General features: G+C 37.2%; 24 protein-coding genes and 1 other RNA gene. 17 read left to right on the forward strand and 8 right to left on the reverse strand.

Going from position 1 to position 25777, the window contains the following annotated elements:
• The first annotated feature begins 89 nt into the window (after positions 1-89).
• The 3 genes from ACN1CD_RS06645 to ACN1CD_RS06655 all read left to right on the forward strand — a co-directional run bounded on the left by ACN1CD_RS06645 (position 90) and on the right by ACN1CD_RS06655 (position 1153).
• Positions 90-467, forward strand: coding sequence for an SRPBCC domain-containing protein (locus ACN1CD_RS06645; protein ID WP_419129555.1), 378 nt, complete (start codon positions 90-92; stop codon positions 465-467).
• Between the two features lie 49 nt (positions 468-516).
• Complete coding sequence (locus ACN1CD_RS06650; protein WP_419129557.1) at positions 517-732, forward strand: hypothetical protein; 216 nt, start codon at positions 517-519, stop codon at positions 730-732.
• 229 nt (positions 733-961) lie between these two features.
• Positions 962-1153, forward strand: a complete 192-nt coding sequence (locus tag ACN1CD_RS06655) for a pinensin family lanthipeptide (protein ID WP_154282040.1) — start codon at positions 962-964, stop codon at positions 1151-1153.
• A 39-nt stretch (positions 1154-1192) separates the two neighbouring features.
• On the opposite strand, the gene ACN1CD_RS06660 is transcribed toward ACN1CD_RS06655, so the two are convergent.
• The 4 genes from ACN1CD_RS06660 to ACN1CD_RS06675 are packed head-to-tail and all read right to left on the reverse strand — an operon-like array spanning position 1193 to position 8864.
• On the reverse strand, positions 1193-3088 hold the full coding sequence (locus ACN1CD_RS06660) for a lanthionine synthetase LanC family protein (RefSeq protein ID WP_419129560.1): 1896 nt from the start codon (positions 3086-3088) through the stop codon (positions 1193-1195).
• A gap of 4 nt (positions 3089-3092) precedes the next feature.
• On the reverse strand, positions 3093-3974 hold the full coding sequence (locus tag ACN1CD_RS06665; protein ID WP_419129562.1) for a thiopeptide-type bacteriocin biosynthesis protein: 882 nt from the start codon (positions 3972-3974) through the stop codon (positions 3093-3095).
• Positions 3967-6636 carry a lantibiotic dehydratase gene (locus ACN1CD_RS06670; RefSeq protein ID WP_419129564.1) on the reverse strand — a complete coding sequence of 890 codons (2670 nt, stop codon included), beginning with the start codon at positions 6634-6636 and terminating at the stop codon, positions 3967-3969. The genes ACN1CD_RS06665 and ACN1CD_RS06670 overlap by 8 nt, the downstream gene beginning before the upstream one ends.
• Positions 6637-6662: 26 nt before the next feature.
• On the reverse strand, positions 6663-8864 hold the full coding sequence (locus ACN1CD_RS06675; protein ID WP_419129566.1) for a peptidase domain-containing ABC transporter: 2202 nt from the start codon (positions 8862-8864) through the stop codon (positions 6663-6665).
• 86 nt (positions 8865-8950) lie between these two features.
• Between ACN1CD_RS06675 and ACN1CD_RS06680 the strand changes: the two genes are divergently transcribed.
• From ACN1CD_RS06680 to ACN1CD_RS06690, 3 genes are read left to right on the forward strand one after another with little or no spacing between them, the layout of a single operon-like run.
• Entirely contained in the window at positions 8951-10396 is a 1446-nt protein-coding gene (locus ACN1CD_RS06680) for an ABC transporter permease subunit (protein WP_419129567.1), read from the forward strand.
• The gene (locus ACN1CD_RS06685; protein WP_419129568.1) at positions 10383-11807 is read left to right on the forward strand and encodes a DUF3526 domain-containing protein; all 1425 of its coding nucleotides are present in this window, start codon (positions 10383-10385) and stop codon (positions 11805-11807) included. The genes ACN1CD_RS06680 and ACN1CD_RS06685 overlap by 14 nt, the downstream gene beginning before the upstream one ends.
• 34 nt (positions 11808-11841) lie before the next feature.
• Positions 11842-14094 (forward strand): TonB-dependent siderophore receptor, encoded by a 2253-nt coding sequence (locus tag ACN1CD_RS06690; protein ID WP_419129569.1) that lies wholly within the window; start codon positions 11842-11844, stop codon positions 14092-14094.
• A gap of 80 nt (positions 14095-14174) precedes the next feature.
• On the opposite strand, the gene lysA is transcribed toward ACN1CD_RS06690, so the two are convergent.
• Positions 14175-15347, reverse strand: a complete 1173-nt coding sequence (gene lysA, locus ACN1CD_RS06695) for a diaminopimelate decarboxylase (protein ID WP_419129571.1) — start codon at positions 15345-15347, stop codon at positions 14175-14177.
• A 165-nt stretch (positions 15348-15512) separates the two neighbouring features.
• On the opposite strand from lysA, the gene ACN1CD_RS06700 reads away from it, so the two are divergent.
• Positions 15513-15677, forward strand: a complete 165-nt coding sequence (locus ACN1CD_RS06700; protein WP_419129573.1) for a hypothetical protein — start codon at positions 15513-15515, stop codon at positions 15675-15677.
• A gap of 1 nt (position 15678) precedes the next feature.
• On the opposite strand, the gene ACN1CD_RS06705 is transcribed toward ACN1CD_RS06700, so the two are convergent.
• From ACN1CD_RS06705 to ACN1CD_RS06715, 3 genes are read right to left on the reverse strand one after another with little or no spacing between them, the layout of a single operon-like run.
• Complete coding sequence (locus ACN1CD_RS06705) at positions 15679-15912, reverse strand: type II toxin-antitoxin system HicA family toxin (protein ID WP_419129575.1); 234 nt, start codon at positions 15910-15912, stop codon at positions 15679-15681.
• A gap of 6 nt (positions 15913-15918) precedes the next feature.
• The gene (locus tag ACN1CD_RS06710) at positions 15919-16125 is read right to left on the reverse strand and encodes a 2-oxoisovalerate dehydrogenase (protein ID WP_419129577.1); all 207 of its coding nucleotides are present in this window, start codon (positions 16123-16125) and stop codon (positions 15919-15921) included.
• A gap of 18 nt (positions 16126-16143) precedes the next feature.
• On the reverse strand, positions 16144-17457 hold the full coding sequence (locus tag ACN1CD_RS06715) for an aspartate kinase (RefSeq protein ID WP_419129579.1): 1314 nt from the start codon (positions 17455-17457) through the stop codon (positions 16144-16146).
• 262 nt (positions 17458-17719) lie between these two features.
• Here ACN1CD_RS06715 and ACN1CD_RS06720 point away from each other — a divergent pair, with 262 nt between their 5' ends.
• The 10 genes from ACN1CD_RS06720 (at position 17720) to ACN1CD_RS06765 (ending at position 25592) form a co-directional block, all read left to right on the forward strand.
• Positions 17720-19456 carry a phospho-sugar mutase gene (locus ACN1CD_RS06720; RefSeq protein ID WP_419129582.1) on the forward strand — a complete coding sequence of 579 codons (1737 nt, stop codon included), beginning with the start codon at positions 17720-17722 and terminating at the stop codon, positions 19454-19456.
• Positions 19457-19636: 180 nt separating this feature from the next.
• On the forward strand, positions 19637-19846 hold the full coding sequence (locus tag ACN1CD_RS06725; protein ID WP_419129585.1) for a hypothetical protein: 210 nt from the start codon (positions 19637-19639) through the stop codon (positions 19844-19846).
• Positions 19846-20220, forward strand: a complete 375-nt coding sequence (locus ACN1CD_RS06730) for a type II toxin-antitoxin system VapC family toxin (RefSeq protein WP_419129586.1) — start codon at positions 19846-19848, stop codon at positions 20218-20220. Before ACN1CD_RS06725 ends, ACN1CD_RS06730 begins: the two co-directional genes overlap by 1 nt.
• An 842-nt stretch (positions 20221-21062) precedes the next feature.
• Complete coding sequence (locus ACN1CD_RS06735; protein ID WP_419129587.1) at positions 21063-21377, forward strand: hypothetical protein; 315 nt, start codon at positions 21063-21065, stop codon at positions 21375-21377.
• A 91-nt stretch (positions 21378-21468) separates the two neighbouring features.
• Positions 21469-21654: a hypothetical protein gene (locus tag ACN1CD_RS06740; RefSeq protein WP_419129588.1), complete on the forward strand. Its 186-nt coding sequence runs from the start codon at positions 21469-21471 to the stop codon at positions 21652-21654.
• Between the two features lie 69 nt (positions 21655-21723).
• A complete protein-coding gene (locus ACN1CD_RS06745; RefSeq protein WP_419129589.1) occupies positions 21724-22179 on the forward strand; it encodes a hypothetical protein in 456 nt (151 codons plus the stop codon).
• Positions 22180-22324: 145 nt separating this feature from the next.
• The gene (locus ACN1CD_RS06750; protein ID WP_419129590.1) at positions 22325-22975 is read left to right on the forward strand and encodes an SCO family protein; all 651 of its coding nucleotides are present in this window, start codon (positions 22325-22327) and stop codon (positions 22973-22975) included.
• 93 nt (positions 22976-23068) lie between these two features.
• Positions 23069-23491 carry a c-type cytochrome gene (locus tag ACN1CD_RS06755; protein ID WP_419129591.1) on the forward strand — a complete coding sequence of 141 codons (423 nt, stop codon included), beginning with the start codon at positions 23069-23071 and terminating at the stop codon, positions 23489-23491.
• A gap of 48 nt (positions 23492-23539) precedes the next feature.
• Positions 23540-23920: RNase P RNA component class A (gene rnpB / locus ACN1CD_RS06760), an RNA gene on the forward strand.
• Between the two features lie 259 nt (positions 23921-24179).
• Complete coding sequence (locus ACN1CD_RS06765; protein ID WP_419129592.1) at positions 24180-25592, forward strand: sigma-54-dependent transcriptional regulator; 1413 nt, start codon at positions 24180-24182, stop codon at positions 25590-25592.
• The last annotated feature ends 185 nt before the right edge of the window (positions 25593-25777 follow it).

The raw sequence follows: 25777 nt of genomic DNA on the forward strand, positions 1-25777 counted from the left end.
TAATTATCCCTTTAAACAATAACTTAAAATTAAAAATACAGGATTTTATTTTCCTGAATATCCTAAAATCCTATAAATCTTGCCCCAGAATGGACTATAAAAAATACGCCTACATACCTGCAACACCTGAAGAAGTTTATTTAGCACTTACAAAAGACATTAGTATTAAACTATGGACGGGTGCTGAAGTTGAATTTGAAGAAAAACCCGATACCGAATTTTCGTTTTGGGATGGTGATATTGTAGGTAAAAACCTGGAGTTCGAAACCAACAAAAAAATTGTTCAACAATGGTATTTTGGCGAAGATGGTGAGCCTTCTATTGTAACAATGAAACTTCATCCGGATAAAGAAGGAACTTCACTGGAATTCAGACAAACGAATATTCCGGAAGAAGACTATAAAGACTTTACAGATGGAATAGAAGAATATTTTATCGGTGGACTGGTCGATTTCTTTGACGAATAAAAACATAAACTTTACCTAGTTGTTTAGATTTTAAACTAAATACAAAATCATGAACAGAACTGTAGGACTCGTATTAATTATCGCTGGCATCGCAATGCTGATCTGGACTGGCTTCTCCTATACTAAAAAAGAAAAAATAGTGGATGCTGGTCCAATTCAAATCTCTGCAGACAGACAAAAATCTGTTGCCTGGCCACCCTATGTTGGTGGTATCATCCTGATTGCTGGTGCATTTATCTTTATCGCTTCCGGAAAGCGAAAATAAACTCCACATTTCCTTTCTATTGCTCATCTTTTCTTCCCAAATATTACTACCTAAACTAACATTAATTTGGTATCGATTTTTCATAAATAAATTATTTGCAACAATGTTGCGAAATAAATGATTTATATTTTGCAACATTGTTGCAATTAAGTATCTTAGTGGTGTTGCAACCGGGGATAAGCCGAAACCCCGTAACCACCAGTAGGCGTCATATTTAATTATTTATTTTATGAAAAATCAACCAGAAAAAATCACATTGAATTTAGAAGACCTTCAATTGGAAAGTTTTGTAACGAGTATCGACAGTGAAGTTGCGATGCGTTTATCGGGTGGTTTAGGTAATGTATCTGAACCTACACACACAGAACAAACAGATGACCATCATACCCCACCGGTAAGATGTACCACGGTAATCTGCTAGTTAATTAGTTCAAGTTCAAGGCGCCAGATGGCGCCTTGTTTATTTCATACAACTTACAAAGCCACTTTTTAGCAACAATCGAATTTGCTGTAATATCTTTTGAGTGATTTGTGCTTTGCGGGCATTTGAATCAAAATAATCTTTAGCGATTTTCTCCACCAGTACGAAGATTTTTGATTCGCTGGTACTCAATAGCTTAATGATGATAGCAGGAAATATCCCAATTTGCTTTTCTTCAACGCCCTGCCCATTACAGACCAATAAGAAACCGCCAGAATTTGCATCATCGCCATGATACCTCACATGATCATTCAACCTTAATGTAAGCTCAACCAAATCACCATCACATAATAAATTGGCTTCTTCCGCTTTACTATTAAGGTAAATGTTTCGTTGCTGGTAGCTGAAATAACCTTTATGGAATTTCCATAATTTCAAAATTTCTGATTCCAACTCGAATAATTGCCTGATCTCATCATTATTTCGTTCTATTTGGTCAATTTGGTTTGATAACACTTGACTAAATTCATCTATATTTTGAACCTCATATACAGCGGTTAAATTGATATCAACCCTTTCAACCTTTTGAATTGTTCGCCGGTAATAAGATGAAAAAATCTGTTTTTTAATCTCACCTATTGAAAATCTTTTATCCAGATTTATTACTTTTTCAGGAATAGGCAGTCTTGGCGCTGCTACCGAATCGAATTGATCACCTAACAACAGTTGTAAAAGCATATACCCTGCTCCTGCTTTCCCGGAAAAAAGTCCGTAATCATGTTCTCCGCAGGATAGATATTCACTGTAGTTATTTGTTTTCTGGTATTGTTTTATGGCTCCGCCAACCATCTTACTAATCTGATCATTAACCCCTTGCCTATTCTTATACCGCATTAATAAAGGGATCATGCCCAAGTAACCACTAACTAAGGTAAAATCTGGTCGGGCTGATTTTTCAAGGTCTGATAAACACCTTTCCAATGCATCTTCACACTGTTTTGAATAAATTTCATTTTGGGTGAATTCAAAAGCCAAACTTCTTGATAAACCTACCCCCGCAGCCCCGTGTGCCCAGGCATTTACGCCTGCCATATCAGAGACAAAAGTATCAAGTTGCCAAAGATGTGCCCCTGGTTTTGACAGGTTATAATTCCCGATGCGCAGATCAAGCCAGTTTTTAGCTGGAGCGTGAAAGTATTGCATTTCATAAGCCAATGCTTCTTCCGCCAGATACAGTAAACCCGGCGCATCAAAATAAACACTTAACTGCATCAAAACATATGCAATACCAGATGCACCATGGGAGAAACCAGCCATGCTATCATATGATTTTTTTGATTGATTGTAATCCCATTTTAACCCAGTTTCTGATACACGCGCTTCGTTAACAAGGCGATCTAAAAGCAAGTTTATCAATCTTTTAACCTGCTCGTTCTGACTATGGTGATAAAGCAAGGTGAAAACGAGTAAATTTCCGGTGTAGCCACTTAGCAAGTCTGCTTTCGAAAGCCCATCACTAAGCTGTTGTTGATGGTCTAATGTTAAGTGCAATGCAGCATTTAAATATTTTTGATTTCCTGTAACTTCAAAAATCTTCAGATTGGTATAAATTACCCCGCCAATTCCTGTATACATAGCAAAAAACTTCGGCTTCAGAATAGCTGTAGATCTTAAGATTCTGTTCATTACCTTATCTATTAAATGGAGGTGCGCTTCGTTCTGATCAAAACGATAAAGTTCTAAAAAGAATAAAGCGATGCCACAATTGCCATTGAAAATATCATAGCGCTCTTCAAATGCATAGTCTATTGGGCTGACATAATATGGCGTTGGCCACCAGGCTTCATCTGCAGTTTCTTTCTTATTTGATAGCAAATCGTCTCTGATTTCGTTCAGATGTTTGGTAAAAATTTCAATCTGGGCAGTTGTAAACATGAATTTAATTTGAATGGTTCGTTTGACGAATAGCATTGATACAGGTTTTCACGACATACATCAGGTAAGCTTCTTCCTGGTTTGCAATGCCAAGGCGATTATTGGTCATATGCATCAGGCTTGATATGATTTCCTGGAGTTTAAACTCGTTAAATCCTGCATTTTTATACTGATTCATCATTTCCAGGTTGCTTGTTTTGTATTTTGCTAATTCATCAGCGATAGTGTCTTCATTCAATTCCTTCCAAAAAGCTTCAGCCGCTAAACACAGTAATTCTTTTTTTGGAGACAAGGCTTGTTCAAACTGATTGAGCCAGTATTGCTTTTCTGTTTCAATCGAAAATTCAGGGCGATATAATTTTGGCAGCCATCCTTTTATGAAAAAATCGCATATGGTGATCAATTTTTCTAGTTTCCATTGGGTACAAAACAACAGTGTTAAATGGAGCCTGATGGCTTGTATGAGAATCTGACTGGTTGTGTTTCTGATCAAAAGCCAGTTTAAAATACAGGCTGATGAAATAGCGAAATGCTGTTCGGCCCAAAGAATACTCTCTTCGTTCCCATATCGATTAATTTCTGGGAGATAATCCACAGTTAAAACCTTCTCCACTTTAAATTCCGCGTACTGAAATTGAAAAAAATCACGATTTAATGCTTCAATAATTTGCTCATGGTAAATTGGTTCAGCTTGAAACCTTAAACGGATATGACTTCCACCTTCCCAATACCGGATAAAAAACCAAGGTGAAATGGGAGATAAAAAACTCTTCCATCGACTTACAAAAGGTGCAATCGACCTTTTTAAAAGCTCATCAACATCACCGTCATAAAAAATATGCATACCCAGCCATGTATAAACAGGTTGTTCTATTTCGCTACCCATTATACCACTGTATTAAATATTCCTTTACCCCACCATCTGCTGGTACCGGAAGTACTTCTTCAACCGTAATATAATTTCCGGCTCTTGCCAATAAGCGTTTGAACATGATCACAAACAAGGGCTTATCTAAAGCAATGTACTGCGGTTTATAATCATCGTGCAGGCCTTCCTTTTGTGCTATTACACCATCAGCAACCTTATTCTGATAGGCACGTTTTCTCAAAAACAAAAAAATCTGTTTTGGTATTTTCTGCAATTCAAACCAGCTGTTTAGCCGAATGAAATACTCAAAATCTCTCTCTAACTGCTGTTGTACAGGTATAATGGCTGTTTTTATCCGCCAGGTTTTTCTTCTGATAATCACGGTTTCCTCGTAGGTAATTCTAGGCAGGCAGTAAACATCAGGTTCCCCATCTTTAAATTTGCTTTGAGAATACTGGTCTATCAATTGAATAAATGGCTGGAACGAAATTCGGGCATCAGGATTAAAATGAGCCAATAATTGGTATAAATTCGAGCGGTTATAAAAGGATTCCAGACTTAGGTCATAACTGTAAATTTTCTGATCGCCAAGTCTAAGTTCAAGGGAGTTGTGATCAACGTTCAGGCAAACTGATAAATCGCCAACCTTAATTTGACGATCAAAAGGATAAATATTATTCCCTGATGGAAGCGCAAGTTCGTGTTTAAGCAAGGCAGGATGAATATTCGCATTAAAAGTTGAAGCATCATTCAGCTCTGCTTTAATTACATCAGGTTCTATAGCCTCGTTATGCATTACAAATTCCGCTTGTATTTTTGAATCGAACAGCGATAGAAACCGTCCGCTTACCTTGCCCATGCCCGGTAAAAGCGAATTGATTACCCCGAAAATCTGATCTTCGCGTCGATAAAACTGTACAAAAGCTCCTACTGAAGAAAGTAATCCCAGATCTGATTCAGCAGGCTGATCTGAAAAGAAAGCAGCCGTCAAATCAAGCGTTCCACCTGAGGTATCCTGCTGTTGCAATTTTAATAAAACTGCTGCTTTCCACAGCGCTGTGTTGGTTACTGCCTGCTCATTGTCTTTAGCCTGCACTTTCTCTGGCTTTTTAACATAGAAATAATAATCCCTGTAAAACTCAGTCACCTTAACCTTTTTATGCTTTCGATAGTGCGAAAGGTAAAAATCCCGCATTTTGATGCGCTCGTTACGCATCACATCTAAAGGAAGCAGGTGTTCAGTAAGCTGGTTTACTTTAGATACGAAATCAGAAACTCCCGCTTCGGGCAGTACCTCCGTATTTGTTATAAAACAATCTTCAAAGAAAATATTGCGTGCAGAAAAGTAATAGGGAAGAAAGCCATTGGTGAGGAAAGACTGGTGATCTTGTTTTTCGTCCACATCAATGATTTTCTTTTCCTCTGCACTACTGTAATAGGGCAATCCTGCATCTTTCTGTAATTGGAGAAAAACGCTATTCACATGATTTTCTGCCTGTTGCAAAATTTCATACCGTTGAGTAGGTTTAGCCGAAGCATAACTATCTCGGTGAAGTTGAATTGTTTGAAAAAGATCAATTAAAGGAGAAATGAATGAACTATTTTCTGGTATTGATTTAAAAAACACCAACAGCTTAACATCCCAGTTTTCATCCATTCCCGAAAAGCCAAACCCAAAATCCAATAAACCAGTATTTATCAATTTAATTAAATAAGCTTTGAGTGTTTCGTGGGTTACCTGCTCCACATGATCCAATAAATAGGTGATCAGTATCTCTAAAGTAACTGGCTGATTTGTGCTGTGCAGATAATTGATTACCAATAACGGTATACCATTGGCTGTTAGCTGCTGAAAGGATTCAATATTATTGAAATTGGTTAGAAATTGGATTTTATCATCCTTGATTTCGGTTGTAATATTAATTTTAAGCAGCAGGTATTCGTTTAGTATAGGATGCTGCTTCCATATAGAACGCAGGTATTCAAAAAGAATATTATTCAACTTTAACCTGCTTTGTACTGCATGGATCTTAAATGGATGATGATCTATGAGATCAACGGCGGTGGTCATGATTCCAGTATAGGTAAAACTGCTAAATGGCGAAGTTTTGAAAGCCATGCGGCTAAGGTAGCGCAACAGACTGAATTCCATCCGTAGCTCTTTTTGCTTAAAGCTGTCTGAATCTTTCTTAATAAAGTCATTCAATTGTGTATACAAAACCGGGCTCGACAACATCAAACCATTTTGCAGTTCGGGCTTTAATACCATCTGTTGGATGATTTGCCGGTGTGATCCAATTTCAAGTTTGAATAATGGCTCATTCACCTCAAAAAAAGTTTCTAGTAGGGCCTCGTTTAAAAAGTAAGCTTGCAAGCATTCAGAAAATCCCATAGCCATTAATTCTCCCAGTAGCGTCAACTGTTCTACACTTATTTTTTTATTATTAAAAATTTTACGTTTAATATTGATGAGTTGTTGCCTTATTTGATCGTCGGTTTGTTCACTGATTATCGGAAACAGAGCATCACATAAAATATTTCTTAGTTCATCTCTTTTCTGTAAATGGTATTGATGCTTTTCAATTAAATTTTTACCTGGCTGAAAGGTAAGTTGATCGAATGCCTGGTAACTAAGACCTGCGTATCGAACTAATGAATAAGGGAATATTTTGATGGACATAAAGTAGTTTATAGGTTAATGAAATATTATTGCCCCAGCTCCAGTTGGTTTTTAATTAAGTGATAATAGTGCCCCTTGATTTGAAGCAGTTCCTGGTGTGTACCCACCTCTTTAATCTCACCTTGTTGAAGTACCACAATCTGATCTGCATTTTTTACCGTACTAAGCCTATGGGCTACTATCAGCACCGTTTTACCTTTAAAAAAAGTATTTAAATTATTTACAATGGAAAGTTCATTCTGCGCATCAAGGGAGTTAGTGGCTTCATCCAGGAAAACATAATCAGGATTGCGGTAAATCATTCTGGCGATCAGTAAACGCTGTTTTTGGCCTTCACTTAGGCCATAACCATCCCTCCCAACTACAGTTTCGTACCCAAATGGCATCTTCATAAAGAAAGCATGCATATTCGCCATTTTAGCGGCTTCGTAAAGGCGGTTCAGATCTTTAGTTTCTGCGCCGGCGAAGATATTATTGGAAATGGTATCCATGAAAACATACCCATCCTGCATAACCACTCCACAGTGTTTCCGCCATGATCTGGCATTAATGGCTTCAATTTTCTGATTACCAATTTTAATATTTCCATCAGTAGCAGCATAAAATTTGAGCAGGAGCTTGATGAGTGTTGTTTTCCCGCTGCCACTGGTACCTACAATGGCGGTTACTTTTCCTGCAGGGATGTTCAGGCTAACATCTTTTAAAACGAGGGCGCTATGTTTGCTCCCGTAGCGGAAGGATACCTGATTCAGTAAAATGTCTACTGGCCCGTTTGCTATTAATTCTTGTTCCACTCCAGAATCTTCTTCTGCTTCCTGCTGTACTTCGTCTATGCGCAGCAAACTGAATTTCGCATTCTGAGAAACCCTCGAAAATTCGACCAGCTGATTAACCGGTGCATTCAACTGACCGCAGATATAGGTAATTGCCAGCATTCCACCTAAGGTTACCTGGTCGTGGATCACCAACATGGCTGCTGCATAAGTAATCAGTACGTTTTTCACTTCGTTGATAAAAGCACCAACGCCCTGCATCCGCTGATCGAGTTGTAAAGCTTCGAGTTTAAGATCAAAAGATTGATCTTGCAGGCTTTCCCAAAGCTGCTTTTTTTCTTCCTCGCTGCCGGTTAATTTGATTTCCTGCATGGCATAAAAAATCTCCAGGAGGAGTTGCTGATTGGCTGAAAGCACCTTGAATTTTTTTTGATCGATGATTTTTCTTTTCTGCTGGAAGGAGTTTGACCAGATTATACTAATGCCAGCGCCCACAATAAATAACAAGAAAATCTGCCAGTTGTAGTGAAGTAAAACGCCACCAAGCACCAACAAAGTAATGGCCGATAAAATAAAATTGATGAGCGAATTGGTCAGGAATTCCTCTATCCGTTGATTATCATTCACCCGCTGCATATTGTCTCCTGCCTGCCTGTTATCAAAAAATGAGAAAGGCAGTTTCATCAGTTTCGCCAGAAAATCTTTAAGCATCGTGATGCTCGTTCTCGCGCCAATTCTAAACAGTAGCCGTCCGCGTACAAAATCCATCAGCATCCGGCCAGAAAACAGCATGAGCTGACCTAAGCAGATTAAGAGTAACAGGTTGGTGTTCTTTCCCTGAATACCCTTATCTACAATCATCTGTGTAAGCAGCGGAATAACTAGCGAAAAACCACTGGCCAATGCTAAGCTCACTGCTATAGGAAACCAACCTTTACGGTGTAATTTTAGGTAAGGAACCAGGTTCCACAGGGAGGTTTTATAATCTGGCTTGCTTTCCATTTCATCAAATGCAGCGGTGCGTTCCAGCAATAATACACGTCCAATCTGGTTATTATCATTGATACCCCAGCCTGCTAAAAATTCGGTAGCGTTTAATTCGATTTTACCATTAAGCGCCGGATCAGCCAGATAAACTGATTCATCATTTACTTCATAAACTACTACATAATGTTCTTTTTGCCAATGCACTATAAATGGTAGCGGTAGTTTATTTAGTTTGTTATATTCCAATTCGGCAGCCATCGTTTTAAAACCGATATTTTCTGCTGCATCAATCAGATCAAGCATAGTAGTCCCCTGCTTCCCGATTTTACACAACTTCCTAAGGTGTTGCATAGAAAAGTTTTTACCATAATATCCGGCAATCATTTTAAGACAAACCGGACCACAATCCATAGCATCTGGCTGCTTATAAAAAGGATACTTTCTTCTGCGGATAAAATCTTTAATCATGCCTGAATTCGAAATAGTAAATGCAATGTAGTTGCAAATATGTAAAATATAATGCAACTTTGATGCGTTATTAAAAATAATCTTTAATGAAAAAAATGGATTTTTCGATTTGGCAGATGCTGATTAAAAAAGAGTTGCTGGTGGTTTATCGAAACAAAATTATGTTCATATCAGCTATGATGATCTGGACGCTTTTCATTGTTGCCACAGGTTGTACATTTCTGGATTATCAATCGGCACATAAACAGAGAACAGCGGCAAATATGCTCTTCAGACACCAATGGGAACATCAACAACGTAATCCGCACGATGCTGCTCACTTTGGAACTTACCTTTTTAAATCCATCAACCTGTTAAATGTTTTTGATACTGGCTTAGATGATTATGCAGGAAATATCTATCGTGTTGAAGCCCACGTGCAACACGAACCTAATGCAGCTAATGCAGAAGGAAATGATGGCTCCATGCGTTTCGGCCGGCTTACCCTTGCCTTGATTTTGCAATTGCTGATTCCACTACTTATTTTATTTATTACAGCAACCAGCATCACCACCGAAAAAGAGAACGGCACTTTAAAAATGCTGTTGGCTCAAGGCTTGAGTACTTCAAGATTAATTTGGGCGAAGGCAATTGCTAATTACCTGTTTATTGTGGTATTGGTGTTCCCGTTTTTTCTATTGATGATTTTAATGCTCTTCCTTTCTACTGATTTTACCAATCTGCTTCCGAGATTACTCTGGTTAATCCTTGCATTTCTAATGTATTTTTTCTTTACCGTTTTGTTAGGCACGCTGGTTTCTGCATGTAGCAGTAATTCGGGAAAAGCGCTTTTGACTGCTTTGAGTTGCTGGATTTTGATGAGTATTATTTTACCAAAATTATTAACGGGGATGGCAGATCGCAGTTATCCGCCAATGTCTCGTGCAAGTTTTACTGATCTGGTTGAACAAGGCTACCGAAAGGGAATGAACGGCCATGATCCCTACACAGCACGTGGCGATCGTTTTGTTAAAAATATTCTTAAAAAATATCATGTAGATTCTATTCAAGAGTTGCCCTTTAATATTGAAGGCTTAACGCTGCAATACCACGAAGATTATCGCACCATGGCTTTTAATTATTATTTAGCACAGGTAGAACATCAATTTGATGAACAGCAGCATTTTCTAAATATAGCAGGAATATTTAACCCGTTTCTTTCTATCAAGCGGTTTTCTATGGCTTTATCTGGCACAGACTATTACCATCATCAGTATTTTTTTAAACAGGCACAGGTCTATCGCAATCATTTAATTAAGAAGCTGAATATGCAACTGGCCATGCATAGTAAAGATGTAAAGGGAGAATATACCGTTGGTCCGCAATACTTTGCGCAGCTTAAAGAATTTAATGATCCGCTTCCTAATGTTAACAAAGTCTTAAAATTAAATAAAACCGCCTTATTTTCTTTAATGGGGTGGATTATTCTTCTTGCCGTATTTCTCCAGTTTGTTGCTTCACGTTCTTTAACCCAAAATTATGAACCTGCTTAAAACGGTATTTTTATTCGAATTGCGGATGCTTCGCAGGCAGCGTTTAGTGTTGTGCCTGATTGCTTTTTTCTTTTTAACAGGTTTGTATAGTATTTATTATGGTCACCATTTTACTAAAAGACAAATCACAGCTATTGATAGTCTGGAACAAAACTATCAAAAGAAATTTAAGGAAATCGCAGCCAGTTTTACAGCCGATACCACCACTGCTGAAGGAAAGCTCAGTTTTACGCAGGCAGGAATTCCTTCGGTGATTGAATATCGAAATCCGCTAAATGCTGTGCATCGGCCAGCAAAATTGATGTCGTTATCTGTGGGTCAGCGGGATTTGTTACCTTATTATGATGTGATTTCCAGGAGGCGAAATACCGTACAGGCACCTAATGCAGAAATTACCAACCCCGAAATGCTTGCTTCCGGCAATTTCGATCTTGCCTACGTGATCGTTTATCTTCTTCCCTTGCTTGCTATCGCACTTTCTTATAACACCTGGTCGAAAGAGAAAGAACAACAAACCGATCGGCTATTGGCCGTACAAGGCATGCATTTTAAACACATCATCTTTTACAAACTAAGCTTTCGTTTTATACTGGTTATTATATTGGCCTGGATGCTGAGCATTATCGGGATCATTAGTGATGCTATATTAAGCTCCTTTGATTGGAGCACTTCGGTTTTGTGGCTGAGCACGGTAACTGCTTACCTGTTATTTTGGTTTTCGACATGTTTACTTTTGATCAGGCTCGGCCAGAGTTCTGCTGCGAACGCACTCTATCTCCTGGCAGCGTGGTGCTTTTTTCTCCTTGTCTTGCCGGCGATTACAAATGCAATGGTCCGCCAATCTTGTCCTATTCCGCTAAAAACTGATGAAGCCGTTGCTTTAAGAGAGAATAGCGAAGCCATTTGGGCGATGCCTAAACAGAAGCTAATTGATACTTTTTACCTCAATAATCCGAAATACAACAACTTAAAAACTGCTGCAGATACCAGTGAAAATAGCACTGTTCGTTTCGTTGCTTATTACGATCTCTTAGGGAGAAAGATGACCAGTGCGATAGAAAGTTACAATCGATATCCTCAAAAGCAAAATGCAATCTCTGCCAATTTAAGCTGGATAAACCCCGCAACTAAAACGCAGTACTTGCTGAATTCAATAGCTGAAACTGGATTAGCAGACTACCTATCCTATCAAAATCAGGTGAATAGATTTCAAAAAACCTGGGTTGATTTCATGACGGAATATATCATTCACAACAAAAATTTAAGCCTATCCGACTTGCATCATCTACCGAAATTTGAAATGTTGCCAATGCCAGGCAAAAGTAAGCACATCATAATTAGCATTTTAGGCCTTTTGTTTATATCTGCTTCTATCCTGTTCCTAAGTACAAAAATTAAATCAGAATTATAAACTCAATTACCATCAATTTAACAAAAGCACAGAAATGAAAAAAAAACTTTACCTCTCTTTAATCATCTTTATTTACATTCCACACCTATTTGCACAACAGCAAAGCAAAACAAAATCTACATTAGATTCTAACCGGACGCAGCAACTGAGAGAAATCAGCATCGCTGGAAAAAAGGCGGCTAAATTAAGAAAAGACACCTTATCTGGAGCGCTTAGAATGCAAATTCCACTACTTCAAATGCCGCAAAACATCATCAGCATTTCTGCAGCACTTATACAGCAGCAAGGAAGTTTTCAATTAAAAGATATGGCGAGAAATGCCAGCGGAATCTATTTTGGATATAATAGTTCTCCTTTTGATAATTCTGCATCCATCAAGATCAGGGGTTTTAATGCATCTACCACCATCAATGGAATGCCCAGCCGACTGGTGCTCGGTGCTACCCTCGATGATGAAGCTTTAATTGAAAATCTTGAATTTATAAAAGGCCCTGCGGGATTTATAAGTGCCGTTGGTGAACCTGGTGGAACATTAAACATTTCTACCAAAGCGCCAAAAGAAAAGCTCTTGAATGTGCAACTCACGGGAGGCAAATATAATCTTTTTCGGTCAACAGTAGATATTGGCAGTAAAGCATTGGATAAAGGGTTCTCTTATCGCTTCAATGCGGCCTACCAGCGTCAGAATTCTTACCTGAACCATATGAAAACGGAGAAATATGTGATTGCTCCGGTACTTCAGTATAATTTTAGTCCGAAAACTTACCTGATTGCCGAATACAATTACATTCGTGGCGAAGTGAAAAATGGTTCATCGATCAATAAGCTCCGCCAGGATAATGATGTATTACAAGATCCAATCGGCGTAAATTACAGCGCAGGTTTGGGTCTTCCGTTAAGCGTGGCACAAACGCATACCGGAAGGTTTGTTGCCGTTCACAAATTTAATTCGAACTGGCAGTTAACCTCGCAGTCTAATTATGTCAAAGCACCTTCCACACAATGGTATATGGTTTCTGCAAATAACAGAACTTCAATCAGTTTTGATAATCTGGGTAATACCAGGCGCATATCCAGCAACTCAAATGTGTTAGGGGAAACTTACAACACCAATTTGTTCTTGAATGGTAAATTCAACACCGGGCTGTTTAAGCATACGCTTTTAATTGGGGGCGATTATACCACAGGAAAAGACTCATTATCGACTTATTATGGAAGTAATTCATTTGCCTTCGACCGGAACAACCCAAATTACAATGTAGATCCGAATACTGTTGCCTTAACAAAAAGATCCATCAGACAGGAAAATAAAATTCATTATACTGCGGCATACATTTATGATAACATCGCCTTCAATAAATTTCTATTGACCATTGGTGCGCGTTATACTGAATATCGCAACAGGAATATTTTAACTACTACAAGAGGACCTCGGGCGCCTGATTATTACAAGCAACATGCATTTTCGCCTCGCTTAGCATTAACCTTTACACCAGATTCTACTTCATCGATCTACTTTTTATATGATCAATCATTCGTTCCACAAACCGGGCAAGTAGTAACCGCAACCACAGATGGTACCACAGCAGGCCAGCGAACAGTTACCGGGACACGGGCTATAGACCCTCAATTTGGAAATAGTTTCGATCTTGGTTTCAAAAAGAACTGGTTTAATGGAAAGCTGTTAACTACACTAAGTGGTTTCCATTCGGCTAAACAGAATGTATCTGCAAGAGATTTTAGAAGTTATACCGCTGCGGCTGGCGCTGCTGCCTATTATCTGCAATTGGGCGAAGTGGTAAGCAATGGTGTAGAAGTAGATGTGATTGGGAATATTACCGACCGCCTTTCTTTAGTGGCAAATTACACTTACGTGGATGCGAAAATTACAAAAGATAACAACCTTGATCCTACACCAGATAATCCTTCTATTGTTGGACAAAAAATGCCTGATGTACCACAACAAATATTCAATACTTGGATTCAGTATAGCATTCCGTTAAAGGGCTATAATAAAATTTCGTTAAGTGCCGGGCAAACAAGTATTTCGAAACTCTCTGCGATCAGTCAACGGGATGTATACTTGCCAAATTACACGAAATTTGATGCAGGCATAAGTTTTACCAATCCACGATATTGGGTAAGGGTAATTGCAGATAACTTAGCAAATAAACGCTACATTTCTTCTGGTGATATCACCACTGATTTTCCGTATGCGGGAAATAATTATTTCTTTGTTGAAGGAGAACCCTTTAACATCAGGTTTACATTAGGCATTAAGTTTTAAAAACGCTTTAGAAAATCGTTAAAAAATCATCAATGCAGGTCGCAGATTAGATTATTTGCGACCTACATTGATGATTAATATTAGATCTCGTTGCTATAAACAGATCTTATTGCATCTCTTAAGTTATACTTCGAGGCCATCACTTCGCCATAGGCACCTGCACTACGAATCGCAAATACATCACCTCTGAAAGATTCAGGCTGTTCTACTTCTTTACCGAAACAATCTGTGCTTTCGCAAATCGGTCCCACAATATCATACTTAATAACACCTGATTCCGGACTTCCGACTTCCGACTTCCGACTTAAATTCTCTATTTTATGATATGCCTGATATAAAGCCGGGCGCATCAAATCTGTCATTCCTGCATCCAAAACCACGAAGTTTTTCTTCTTGCCGTTTTTAATATATAAAACTCTGGTGATCAGTGACGCCGATTGACCAACCAGTGCTCTTCCCAATTCAAAGTGAACTTCCTGTCCGGCTTTAACTTCTAAAAATTCATCGAAGATTTTGAAGTACGATTCGAAGTCAGGGATCTGATGATCAGGATTATAGTAGTCGATACCTAAACCTCCACCTACGTTTAAAACTTTTAGTGTAAAGCCTTTATCTTCAAACCAGGTGGCAAACTCATTCACGCGGACACACAGGTTTTTATATACATCAAGGTTGGTAATCTGAGAACCAATATGAAAGTGAATCCCGATAAATTTAAGGTTTGCAGATGCTTTCAAAGTCTCTGCACATTCTGGTAAATCCCAGGAATTGATGCCGAATTTATTTTCATCTAAACCAGTGGTGATATTGTGGTGCGTATGTGCATCAACATTTGGATTGATGCGGATAGCAACCTGTGCTACTTTTCCTTTTGCAGCAGCCAATTCATTTAGCACGTCCAGTTCCTGAATAGATTCTACATTGAAACAGAAAATATCCAGATCCAATGCTTCATTAATTTCTTTATCAGATTTCCCTACTCCTGCAAAAACAATTTTCTGGTGATCGAAACCTACTTCTACTGCTCTCCTTACTTCTCCGGCACTCACACAATCTGCGCCGAAACCGATACCCTTAATTTCTTCAAGCAAAACAGCATTGAAGTTTGCTTTTAAGGCATAGTGAATGTGAAATTGATACGGCGCTGCTGCTTCTGCACAAGTGCGAAGTGTTTTTTGCAGTAAATCGGTATCGTAATAGTAAAAAGGGGTTTCTATATTGTTAAACTTTGATATATCTTTATCGACGAACATGTTCAAATTCCTTATTATAATATTAATTTTATTCTTTGGGTTGGTATACTTTGGTAATTACCTCGATTTAAAGAATGGAAGAATTACCCAAAAACAATACAATGGAAAAATCCGATTCTCTATCGTATTGCTTCTGATTGTACTGTTTCTCTTATTTATTAAAAAATGAAGATTGTAGCCGCCATATTTATTGTACTGATTATTTCCTTGGGATTATTCAATTCCTATAAAAAATACAAAAACGGATTATTACCCTCAAGCTTTCTGGCTTTTCACTTCCTAATTGGATTGCTGGTCATCATTGGCGGTTTTTATCTCGTATTCGCATAATCTATTTTAAAATATCGGCTTTAGGGATTTTCAAAAACTCACTAACATCATTAACAATTGATAATAATGTACCTAACTTTAAAGGATTATGATTTGGGATAGTAACATGATGAGTTACTTCTCCAACATTAACCGATAAACGAATATGACTACCTTTTTGTCTCGTAATCTCGTACCCAAATTTTTTTAAAATTTTTATTAAATCTGTAGCCGATAAATCACGAGGTGTTTTCATCAATAGTTAAACGGTTAAAAGCTCTTCCTTAACAGAATGAATGCGGATTATTTTAGGCATTTTATCTTCATCAAAATGACAAAGTACAGCTTCTTTAATATTAATTTTTAAATCATCCATATTTTCAGCTGCTGTAAAAATTGATTCGCCTAAAGCTTTGGCAACATAGCCTCCCTCTAAACTTTCTTCCACTAAAAAAAACACCTCATTCATAATACTAATTTAAGCTATTTATTCGAATAACCTGTTATGTAAACTTCTCAACGCTTCTGTTTTGTATTCACTCAGAATAAGCAATGATACATTGTAATTGCTTCCTCCATAAGAAATCATACGGATTGGAATGTGTTTCAAACCTTCTAAAACCCTGCTGGCAAAGCCATGTTTTTCTGAACCAAAATCGCCCACCACACAAACAATACTGTGGTTGGTATCTACTTCTACCGTTCCGAAACTTTCTAACTCTTCAATGATTTTCGGAAGATTTCCAATTTCATCGATGGTTAAAGAAACCGCGACTTCAGAAGTGGTGATCATATCGATTGGCGTTTTATAGCGCTCAAATACTTCGAAAACACGACGAAGGAAACCATAAGCCAATAACATCCGGCTTGATTGAATACGAATGGCAGTAATGCCGTCTTTCGCAGCGATAGATTTAATTTTCCCTTTTTCGCTGTTGTGTGTAATCAATGTTCCGGCAGCTGATGGCTCCATAGTGTTTAACAAACGAACAGGAATTTTATACTTCTGTGCAGGAAAAACAGATTGTGGATGTAAAATTTTCGCACCGAAATAAGCCAACTCAGCTGCTTCATCAAAAGACAATTGCGCAATTGGTTTAGTTCCTTTTACCACCCGGGGATCATTATTGTGCATCCCGTCAATGTCTGTCCAGATTTGAACTTCTTCAGCTAAAATTGCAGCGCCAAGTAAAGAAGCAGTATAGTCGCTACCACCGCGGCGTAAATTATCTACTTCACCAAAGCTGTTGCGGCAAATAAATCCTTGTGTAATGAATAAATTATTTCCCTTATGTTGTTCCAGAAGCGGGGTTAAATGTTTCGTGGTAAATGGAATATCAGGCTCATTGTCTTCATCAGTTTTCATGAAATCCAAAGCTGGTAACAACACAGACTCAATTCCGATTGACTTTAAATAAATGTGATATAAAGTAGTAGACAATAGTTCGCCCTGCGCCAGAACTACTTTTTCCTCAATTGAGGTAAAAATATCATTGGTTAAAACGGCTAAAAAGCTGAAATGGTAATCAATCACTTCATTTCCCATTTCCTGAAAATCAGCAGCAGGCAAAAGTTCAATTACAAAATCCTTATATTTTTGATATAAATTTTCTACGGCAGTGCTTCCGTTCTTCTTATCTCCGGCTAAAAAATAATTAGAAATTTCTACTAAACTATTTGTAGTTCCAGAAACGGCTGATAACACTACAATCTGTTCTTCATTTGGATTTATGATATCCAATAACTTCGTCATACGCTCGGGACTACCAACAGATGTACCCCCAAATTTTAATATTTTCATCTACTTAATTATTATTTTATCTGTGATAAAAACTGCCAAAACTTTACATAATTCCATTCAGATTGTGAAAAAGTTAAGATGGCCTTATTTTAATACCGGAATTTCTTTATTATTGTATCGGGGCGTGAAAATAAGCAAAACAAGCTTAAAAGCAACATCCTCAACAAAATAAAATTTGGATAAATCGAAATAAATGAATTTTGACCAAACTTCAGCAACGAAATTTTGTTCCACACCAGATATTTAATTAAAAAAAAGCTCAATGCAAGCAATTGACCAATCTACACAAGCCACCATTAACCAATGGTTAGGCGGTAATTACGACGAGAAAACGAAGGCTGAAATACAAACCTTAGTTGATCAGAATGCAACAACAGAATTAATTGATTCTTTTTATAAAAGTTTAGAGTTCGGAACTGGTGGTTTACGTGGCATCATGGGTGCTGGCTCTAACCGGATCAATAAATACACTATTGGAACTGCTACTCAAGGTTTAGCAAATTATTTAAACAATAAGTATCCAGGTGAGAAAATCAGTGTTGCCATTGCACATGATAGTCGTAATAACTCAGATTATTTTGCAAAAATTACCGCTGATGTTTTTTCTGCCAATGGCATTTATGTTTATTTTTTCAAAGAATTAAGACCAACGCCAGAACTTTCTTTCGCGGTGCGTCATTTCGGTTGTAAAAGCGGTGTGATGTTAACGGCTTCTCATAATCCAAAAGAATATAATGGCTATAAAGCATACGGGGCAGATGGTGGTCAGTTCACTTCTCCTGATGATAAATTGGTAATTGATGAAGTAAATAAAATCAGCAGCATTGATGAAGTGAAGTTTGATCGTGTTGACGCAAACATTGAATTAATTGGAGAAGCGGTAGATAAATTATATTTAGATGGTATCACTGCACTATCTATTTCTCCTGAAGCCATTAAAAGACAACATGATTTAAAAATTGTTTATTCTCCTATCCATGGTACTGGAATTACTTTGGTACCTAAAGCACTCGAGCAATTTGGTTTTACCAACGTAACCATTGTGGAAGAACAGAGTAAACCAGACGGAAATTTTCCAACGGTAGTTTATCCAAATCCTGAGGAAAAAGACGCTTTAACTTTAGCCATGAATAAGGCTAAAGAAATAGATGCTGATTTAGTGTTGGCTACAGATCCTGATGCAGATCGCGTAGGTATTGCGGTGAAAGACAACGATGGTGAATGGGTTTTATTAAACGGGAACCAAACGGGCAGTTTATTAATTAATTACCTTTTAACAGCATGGCAGGAAGCTGGTAAATTAGATGGCAACCAATTCATTGTAAAAACAATTGTAACTTCAAACCTGATTGAAGAAATTGCAAAGAAAAAAGATGTTACTTATTATAATACACTAACCGGGTTTAAATACATTGGTCAGGTAATGACTGAACTGGAAGGAAAAAAATACTTTATTGGTGGTGGTGAGGAAAGTTATGGCTACTTGATCGGCGATTTAGTTCGTGATAAAGATGCCGTTGTTTCCGCTGCTTTCATTTCTGAAATGACTGCTTACTACAAAGATAAAGGTGCCAGCTTATACAATGCCTTGTTGGATATGTATGTAGAATATGGTTTATATAAAGAAGATTTAGTATCGCTGACCAAAAAAGGCAAAACTGGTGCAGAAGAAATCAAAGCCATGATGGTGAAATTCAGAGAGAATCCACCTGCTACGTTAGGTGGTTCTAAAGTTTCTGTATTAAAGGATTACGAATTAAGCCAGGAAACTGATCTAGTAACTGGAAAAGTAACTAAATTGGATTACCCTACTTCTGATGTTTTACAATTTATAACTGAAGATGGTAGTATTGTATCTGCTCGTCCGAGTGGTACAGAGCCTAAAATCAAGTTCTATTGCAGTGTGAATGCACCATTAGCTGATCGTGCTGATTTCGCTAAAGTAAACGAAGAATTGGGTGAAAAAATCAAAGCTGTAATGGCTGATTTGCAGGCTTAGACTAGCCGCAGATTCGCAGATTAATATTTAAAACCACAGATAAATAAAATTTATCTGTGGTTTTTTGTTTGAATGGAGATGCTGAATCAAGTTCAGCAGGACATGCAAAATATGCCTTAACCAATCAAAAATTAAATTTATCCTTGAAATTCTTATATTTACACTATAATATCAATTATTATGACAGAGATCATTTTGAAAGGCGACGTGGAACAAAGTAAAATTGATGCGCTTTTGTCCTTTCTTAAATCATCAAATATTGATGCTGAAGTTAAGATTACGAACTTAAATGATGTCAAGAAATCCAGTGAGTTTTCACTTTCTGCAGGTATCTGGAGAGATTATGATATTAAAGCAGAAGAATTGAGAAACAAAGCCTGGAAGAGATAATGGTTTTATGTGATACCAATATATTTATTGAAGTTTATAAGAACAATCCATTAGTTATTGATGCTATAAAAAAGATTGGTCAGGTCAATATTGCAATTTCTGATGTTACATGTGCCGAACTCTTATATGGGGCAAGAAATAAATTTGAACTTAAATTGATCAAACAAGATATTGAGAAGCTATTTGTTTTGCCTATTTCTTCAGCAATTTCTGGGTATGCTGTAAATTTGATTGAGCAATATACGTTATCGCATAACCTCAATCTCCCTGACGCACTGATTGCCGCAACTGCTATTACCCATAATATTGAATTATATACACTCAATTTAAAAGACTTCAAGTTTCTAGCCGAGATTTCCTTGCTAAAAGCATAAAATAGCACTATCAAAATTGATTTAGCAGATTTTGTAATTTGCTTCTGCGGAAATCTCCTAAATCTGCGGGATAATTATTTAAGCAACTGTAATTAGCTTTTAGTTGGTTTTAATAGAAGTAACATAATAGTTGGATATGAAAGATGCTGAATCAAGTTCAGCAAGACGACCGTTCTTAGTTAAATGTGTTAATAAATCAGATCGAAAATTGTTATAATCAGATCGTCACCCTGAATTTAGTTCAGGGCCTATATTATAATATAATCAATACCAAACGGATTAGAGTAATGCGAGAGGTTTGGCCCGCAGATCAAAATGATTTCCGCAGATTTTTGCTACTTGCTTCTGCGGAAATCTCCTTAATCTGCGGGATAATTATTTGAGCAATAGCAATTATCCATTAGTTGGTTTTTAATAAAATTATTACACGCATTCGATATGAAAGATGCTGAATCAAGTTCAGCAGGACGACCGTTCTTAGTTAAATGCATTAATAATCTCGATCGAAAAACTGTAATAACCAAATCGTCACCCTGAATTTGATTCAGGGCCTGACTACGATATAGATGCTGAATCAAGTTCAGCAGGACGACCGTTCTCAGTTAAATGCATTAATAATCTCAATCGAAAAACAGTAATAACCAGATCGTCACCCTGAATTTATTTCAGGGCCTGATTGAGATATAGATGCTTAAGTAAGTTTAATAAAATAAAACTTACAAATACCATATAACCTTTTTCCTTGCCAACCTCAATTTCGTTTGTACATTTGCAGGCGAAATACAATGTTTAAAAAAGCCCTTATATTTTTTCTGGTGATCTGTACCATATCAAATTGCTACATGCAATTGATTGTGTATTCAGGCTATCAAATGAATAAGGAATATATTACCTCTGTATTTTGTATCAATAAAGCACATCCTGAATTGCATTGCGACGGACAATGTTTTTTAGCGAAGAAACTGAAGGATTTAGATGGCAAAAACAAACAAATTCAGGAAACACTTAAAAGAATTGTTGAAGTTGATCCTGAATTTCGGATTTTAGCGATCAACCATCCTCTTCCTTATTTTATTGTCAAATCCGAAAGTCTTTACTTAGAAAAGCCAGTTAAAGACCTTTCCATTTCTATTTTCCACCCACCAAAAACGGTTTAATTAAGTCAAATTTCACGTTCGCCAACCGAGATTTCGTTCTGGATGAAGCCCTTTAATTCCGGCAAGAATCAACGTTTGCCAATATCAGGCTATGCCAGGAATCCAGATGATTAGAATTGTATTGTTTACTTTCTTATTTTCCGAACAGCGAACGTTAGAATGCACTAATACAGGCGAGTACGTGATGAACAATTTAATGGGCGGTGTTGGAGCAGACATTTTTTATAAGAATGTAGCATTGAATGCCGGAATCCAAAAAAAATATATGGGAAGCTGAGACCGATCACCCCATGAGTGCCGGTAAAGTTTATGTCGGAATTACTTATAATTTTTAAATACAATTAATATGAAAAAGACCATAACACTAGGATTATGCTTAATCGTTTTCCTTTTTAACGCTTGCAAAACAGAACCAAATTCGAAAGCAGTGAAAAAAGAAGTACTTAATCTCCATGATAAACTGATGATCGATGGTGGAAAAGTAATGTCAAATAAAATGAAGTTAGATTCCGTTTTAAAATCTAATAAAATAAAGTCGCCGGAAGAGGCTGCAAAAATAACAGCTTTGATTAGCAGCTTAAATAAAGCAGATGAAGGTATGATGGATTGGATGCACCTTTTTAATGATGACTTTAAGGGCAAAAATGAACAGGAAGATTTAGATTACTATAAATCAGAAATGGTGAAAGTTAGACAAGTTGAAGACAGTTACATTAAAGTAACCAAAGCATCAGACTCTGTTTTAAAATCATATGATGTTGCACCTTCTGAAAAAATGAATATGGAGCATCATAAGCATTAAAAATTGCAAGATTTCTGCAGAGACTAAGCGGTTTTTCTGCGGAAATCTTTGCTTTAAGCACAAATTAATAGAATGAAGCAACAAAACGACTTTTAATTATCATCTGCTAAGCAGAGGTCGTATATTTACACTTTAATAAAATATCATGAATAAAATTATTTTTTCGATAGCCATTTGTCTGTTATCCATTACTATACTTTCATCTTGCAAACAAGACAAAAAACTTCCATTTTATGGTGAGCGCCATGCAGAAACGGTTAGAGATGCAACTGGTGTAGAAAAGATAGATACGGTCTATCAAACCATTCCCAATTGGGCTTTTTTAAATCAGGATAGTATTATTACTACCAATAAGGCCACAGATGGAAAAGTTTATGTAGCAGATTTCTTTTTCACCTCTTGTTCTACCATTTGTCCAACGATGCACCGCAACTTGATGACAGTTTATAACGAGTTTAAAACCAATCCTGAGGTGATGTTTGTATCACATACAATAGATTTTAAATATGATAAACCTTCGGTATTAAAAAAATACGCACAAAAGTTAGGTGTTGATGGCGAAAAATGGCAATTTCTTTATGGAAGCAAAGACAGTGTTTATACTTTAGCAGAGAAAAATTATTTGGTAGCTGTTGGTGAAGATAGTACTGCGAAAGACGGTTATATTCATCAGGGTTATCTGGTATTAGTTGATAAAGACAGACGGATCCGGGGCGCTTATGATGGCACCAAAGAAGATCAGGTGGAACAATTGAAAAAGGACATTCCTGTTTTATTAGCTGAATACAAAAAATAGAATATTTAGCCACGGAAACACAGATTTACATGGAATTAAAATTTCATTTTTCTGTGTTTTCAATGTTTCCGTGGCAAATTAAACAAAACACTAATGCGCAAATACATTATCCATTTTATCTTTCTATTTGCTATCATAGCGATAATTATTTCCTGCCAAAATCAGGAGACTATTAATTTACAAAATTACCTATCGAATGGCAAGGATATTTACAAAACCAAATGTCAGAATTGCCATGGAGAAAATGGTGAAGGCTTAGGGAAACTTGCCCCTCCTTTAACGGATTCGGTTTTTTTAAAAACCAACAAAACCCGTTTGGCTTGCATCATTAAGAATGGAATATCTGAGAGAATAATGATCAATGGCAAGGAGTATCAGGAAAAAATGCCTGCCTTCCCGGAGTTAGCTGATATTGATGTTGCACAGGTAATGGTTTATATTACCAATTCATTTGGAAACAACCAAGGATTTGTTCCGTACAGTAAGGTTTCTATCCAACTACAGAATTGTAAATAATCAAAATTCTTAGTACCTTTTTGATTAAAAACGAGCATCTTTGCGCAAAATGCAGGTTGTTCTATCGCTGTTTCGATTTATCGGAAGAGAGGAAAGTCCGGGCAACGCAGGGCATCCCGCTTTCTAACGGAAAGGGATTGAGGATTGAAAACCTGAATCACGGATTAGTGCAACAGAAAATATACCGTCTCAACTTTACGTTGGGATAAGGGTGAAAACGTGCGGTAAGAGCGCACGAGCATTGCAGGTGACTGTAGTGGTTTGTAAACCCCGGGAGTTGAAAGACCAAATAGGCTAACGCATGTAGGGCTGCCCGTCCGATGTTAGTGGGTAGGTCGTTAGAGATAAATGGCAACATTTATACTGGATTAATGATAGAAGTTCTGAGCAATCAGAAAACAGAACCCGGCTTATAGACCTGCATTTTTATATTTTTTAATGAGATTAATTGAATAATTCTTATTTTCGATCAATGTTCTTCGCAGTTAGATGAATATAAAAAAAGTGTATTCAACTGAAAAATAACCAACTAATGAACGTCTCGCAATTCTATTGAAGGGACAGATGGCTGTTAGAAATAGATTATAACATTTTTCAAAATTTACCGTTAATAGCGATAATTGTTGTAGGAAAAAGTATACATTAATTTAAAAATAATATCTTCGCATTCAACTTGAATAAATACTAAATGGCCAAACTATTAATTATTGATGATGAGCGGGCAATAAGAAGCACTTTACGCGAAATCCTGGAATACGAAAATTACGACGTTGAAGATATTGATAACGGTATCGACGGCCTTGAAATGATCAAAAGGACTAATTTCGATCTGGTACTCTGCGATATCAAAATGAATAAGATGGACGGCATGGAAGTGCTGGAACAGGCGCAATTATTGAAACCTGATCTACCTTTCATCATGATTTCTGGTCATGGAACGGTTGAAACAGCCATTGAGGCCAGCAAAAAAGGAGCTTTTGATTTTATTTCAAAACCACCTGATTTAAATCGCTTATTAATTACAGTTCGTAACGGTTTAGACCGTGGAAACCTGGTTACTGAAACAAAAGTTTTAAAACGTAAAGCCAGTAAAACCCGAGAAATTTTAGGTAAATCTGACAGTATTTCTAAAATTAAAGAAACCATCGAGCGCGTGGCTCCTACTGAAGCACGAGTGTTAATAACGGGTGCAAACGGTAGTGGCAAAGAATTAGTTGCAAGGTGGTTACATGAAAAATCAAATCGTGCAGATAGTCCACTTATCGAAGTAAACTGTGCAGCAATTCCTTCAGAACTGATTGAGAGTGAATTATTTGGCCACGAAAAGGGTTCATTTACTTCAGCCGTAAAACAACGTATTGGTAAGTTTGAATTGGCCAACGGTGGAACATTATTTCTTGATGAAATTGGCGACATGAGTCTTTCTGCTCAGGCAAAAGTGCTCCGTGCACTACAAGAACATAAAATTTCCCGTGTTGGCGGTGAAAAAGAAATTGAGGTTAACGTACGCGTATTGGCGGCAACGAACAAAGACTTACTGAAAGAAATTGAAGACGGCAACTTCCGTATGGATTTATACCACCGTTTAAATGTAATCAATATTCATGTTCCACATTTAACAGAACGTATAGACGATATTCCAGTGATTGCGCAAAACTTTTTAGAAAGCATTTGCAGTGATTATGGAATGCCTGTTAAAAAGATAAATGATGGTGGAATGGCAGCTTTACAAGCTTTGCCGTGGACTGGTAACGTACGGGAATTACATAATATGATTGAGCGTTTAATTATTCTAAGTGATAAAGTAATTACAGAAAATGATGTCCGTGCTTTTGCTAACCCAGGTGGTGGTACAAATATCGGCGCAGCAACCAGCACTCAAATTGCAGGTGCAATCGGCGGCTCTGGCATGTCATCATCTTTTGATAGCTTCAATAATTTCCAGGATTATAAAGATCATGCAGAAAAGGAGTTTATCAAATTTAAGCTGGAAAAAAATAATTGGAACGTATCAAAAACAGCAGATGAAATTGATATTCAAAGAAGTCATTTATATAGCAAAATTGAGAAGTTCGGGCTGAAAAGGGTTGATACCCCCTAGCCCCCTAAAGGAGGAATTACTAGCGATCGTAATTGCTAAAGCGTAAAAAAGTTCAAGGAGTAAATTATAAACAAAAGCAGGATTTGATCCTGCTTTTGTTGTTTATGGCTAAATTTATCTTTTGCACAAGCCCAGCTAAACCTCGTAAGTTGTTTCTCCCGCCCGTCATTGCTTCAATCGATTTT

This window comes from Pedobacter sp. N23S346, assembly GCF_048515415.1.
Lineage (GTDB): Bacteria > Bacteroidota > Bacteroidia > Sphingobacteriales > Sphingobacteriaceae > Pedobacter.

What these genes read in the sequence shown, in the direction of transcription:
- ACN1CD_RS06685 (WP_419129568.1), top strand. Translation starts at nt 10,383, where the DNA reads ATGAACCTGCTTAAAACGGTATTTTTATTCGAATTGCGGATGCTTCGC.
- ACN1CD_RS06765 (WP_419129592.1), top strand. Translation starts at nt 24,180, where the DNA reads ATGGCCAAACTATTAATTATTGATGATGAGCGGGCAATAAGAAGCACT.
- ACN1CD_RS06740 (WP_419129588.1), top strand. Translation starts at nt 21,469, where the DNA reads ATGCCAGGAATCCAGATGATTAGAATTGTATTGTTTACTTTCTTATTT.
- ACN1CD_RS06650 (WP_419129557.1), top strand. Translation starts at nt 517, where the DNA reads ATGAACAGAACTGTAGGACTCGTATTAATTATCGCTGGCATCGCAATG.
- ACN1CD_RS06670 (WP_419129564.1), bottom strand. Translation starts at nt 6,636, where the DNA reads ATGTCCATCAAAATATTCCCTTATTCATTAGTTCGATACGCAGGTCTT.
- ACN1CD_RS06715 (WP_419129579.1), bottom strand. Translation starts at nt 17,457, where the DNA reads ATGAAAATATTAAAATTTGGGGGTACATCTGTTGGTAGTCCCGAGCGT.
- ACN1CD_RS06690 (WP_419129569.1), top strand. Translation starts at nt 11,842, where the DNA reads ATGAAAAAAAAACTTTACCTCTCTTTAATCATCTTTATTTACATTCCA.
- ACN1CD_RS06735 (WP_419129587.1), top strand. Translation starts at nt 21,063, where the DNA reads ATGCAATTGATTGTGTATTCAGGCTATCAAATGAATAAGGAATATATT.
- ACN1CD_RS06720 (WP_419129582.1), top strand. Translation starts at nt 17,720, where the DNA reads ATGCAAGCAATTGACCAATCTACACAAGCCACCATTAACCAATGGTTA.
- ACN1CD_RS06725 (WP_419129585.1), top strand. Translation starts at nt 19,637, where the DNA reads ATGACAGAGATCATTTTGAAAGGCGACGTGGAACAAAGTAAAATTGAT.
- lysA (WP_419129571.1), bottom strand. Translation starts at nt 15,347, where the DNA reads ATGTTCGTCGATAAAGATATATCAAAGTTTAACAATATAGAAACCCCT.
- ACN1CD_RS06660 (WP_419129560.1), bottom strand. Translation starts at nt 3,088, where the DNA reads ATGTTTACAACTGCCCAGATTGAAATTTTTACCAAACATCTGAACGAA.
- ACN1CD_RS06745 (WP_419129589.1), top strand. Translation starts at nt 21,724, where the DNA reads ATGAAAAAGACCATAACACTAGGATTATGCTTAATCGTTTTCCTTTTT.
- ACN1CD_RS06755 (WP_419129591.1), top strand. Translation starts at nt 23,069, where the DNA reads ATGCGCAAATACATTATCCATTTTATCTTTCTATTTGCTATCATAGCG.
- ACN1CD_RS06700 (WP_419129573.1), top strand. Translation starts at nt 15,513, where the DNA reads ATGAAGATTGTAGCCGCCATATTTATTGTACTGATTATTTCCTTGGGA.
- ACN1CD_RS06710 (WP_419129577.1), bottom strand. Translation starts at nt 16,125, where the DNA reads ATGAATGAGGTGTTTTTTTTAGTGGAAGAAAGTTTAGAGGGAGGCTAT.
- ACN1CD_RS06730 (WP_419129586.1), top strand. Translation starts at nt 19,846, where the DNA reads ATGGTTTTATGTGATACCAATATATTTATTGAAGTTTATAAGAACAAT.
- ACN1CD_RS06665 (WP_419129562.1), bottom strand. Translation starts at nt 3,974, where the DNA reads ATGGGTAGCGAAATAGAACAACCTGTTTATACATGGCTGGGTATGCAT.
- ACN1CD_RS06705 (WP_419129575.1), bottom strand. Translation starts at nt 15,912, where the DNA reads ATGAAAACACCTCGTGATTTATCGGCTACAGATTTAATAAAAATTTTA.
- ACN1CD_RS06655 (WP_154282040.1), top strand. Translation starts at nt 962, where the DNA reads ATGAAAAATCAACCAGAAAAAATCACATTGAATTTAGAAGACCTTCAA.
- ACN1CD_RS06680 (WP_419129567.1), top strand. Translation starts at nt 8,951, where the DNA reads ATGAAAAAAATGGATTTTTCGATTTGGCAGATGCTGATTAAAAAAGAG.
- ACN1CD_RS06675 (WP_419129566.1), bottom strand. Translation starts at nt 8,864, where the DNA reads ATGATTAAAGATTTTATCCGCAGAAGAAAGTATCCTTTTTATAAGCAG.
- ACN1CD_RS06750 (WP_419129590.1), top strand. Translation starts at nt 22,325, where the DNA reads ATGAATAAAATTATTTTTTCGATAGCCATTTGTCTGTTATCCATTACT.
- ACN1CD_RS06645 (WP_419129555.1), top strand. Translation starts at nt 90, where the DNA reads ATGGACTATAAAAAATACGCCTACATACCTGCAACACCTGAAGAAGTT.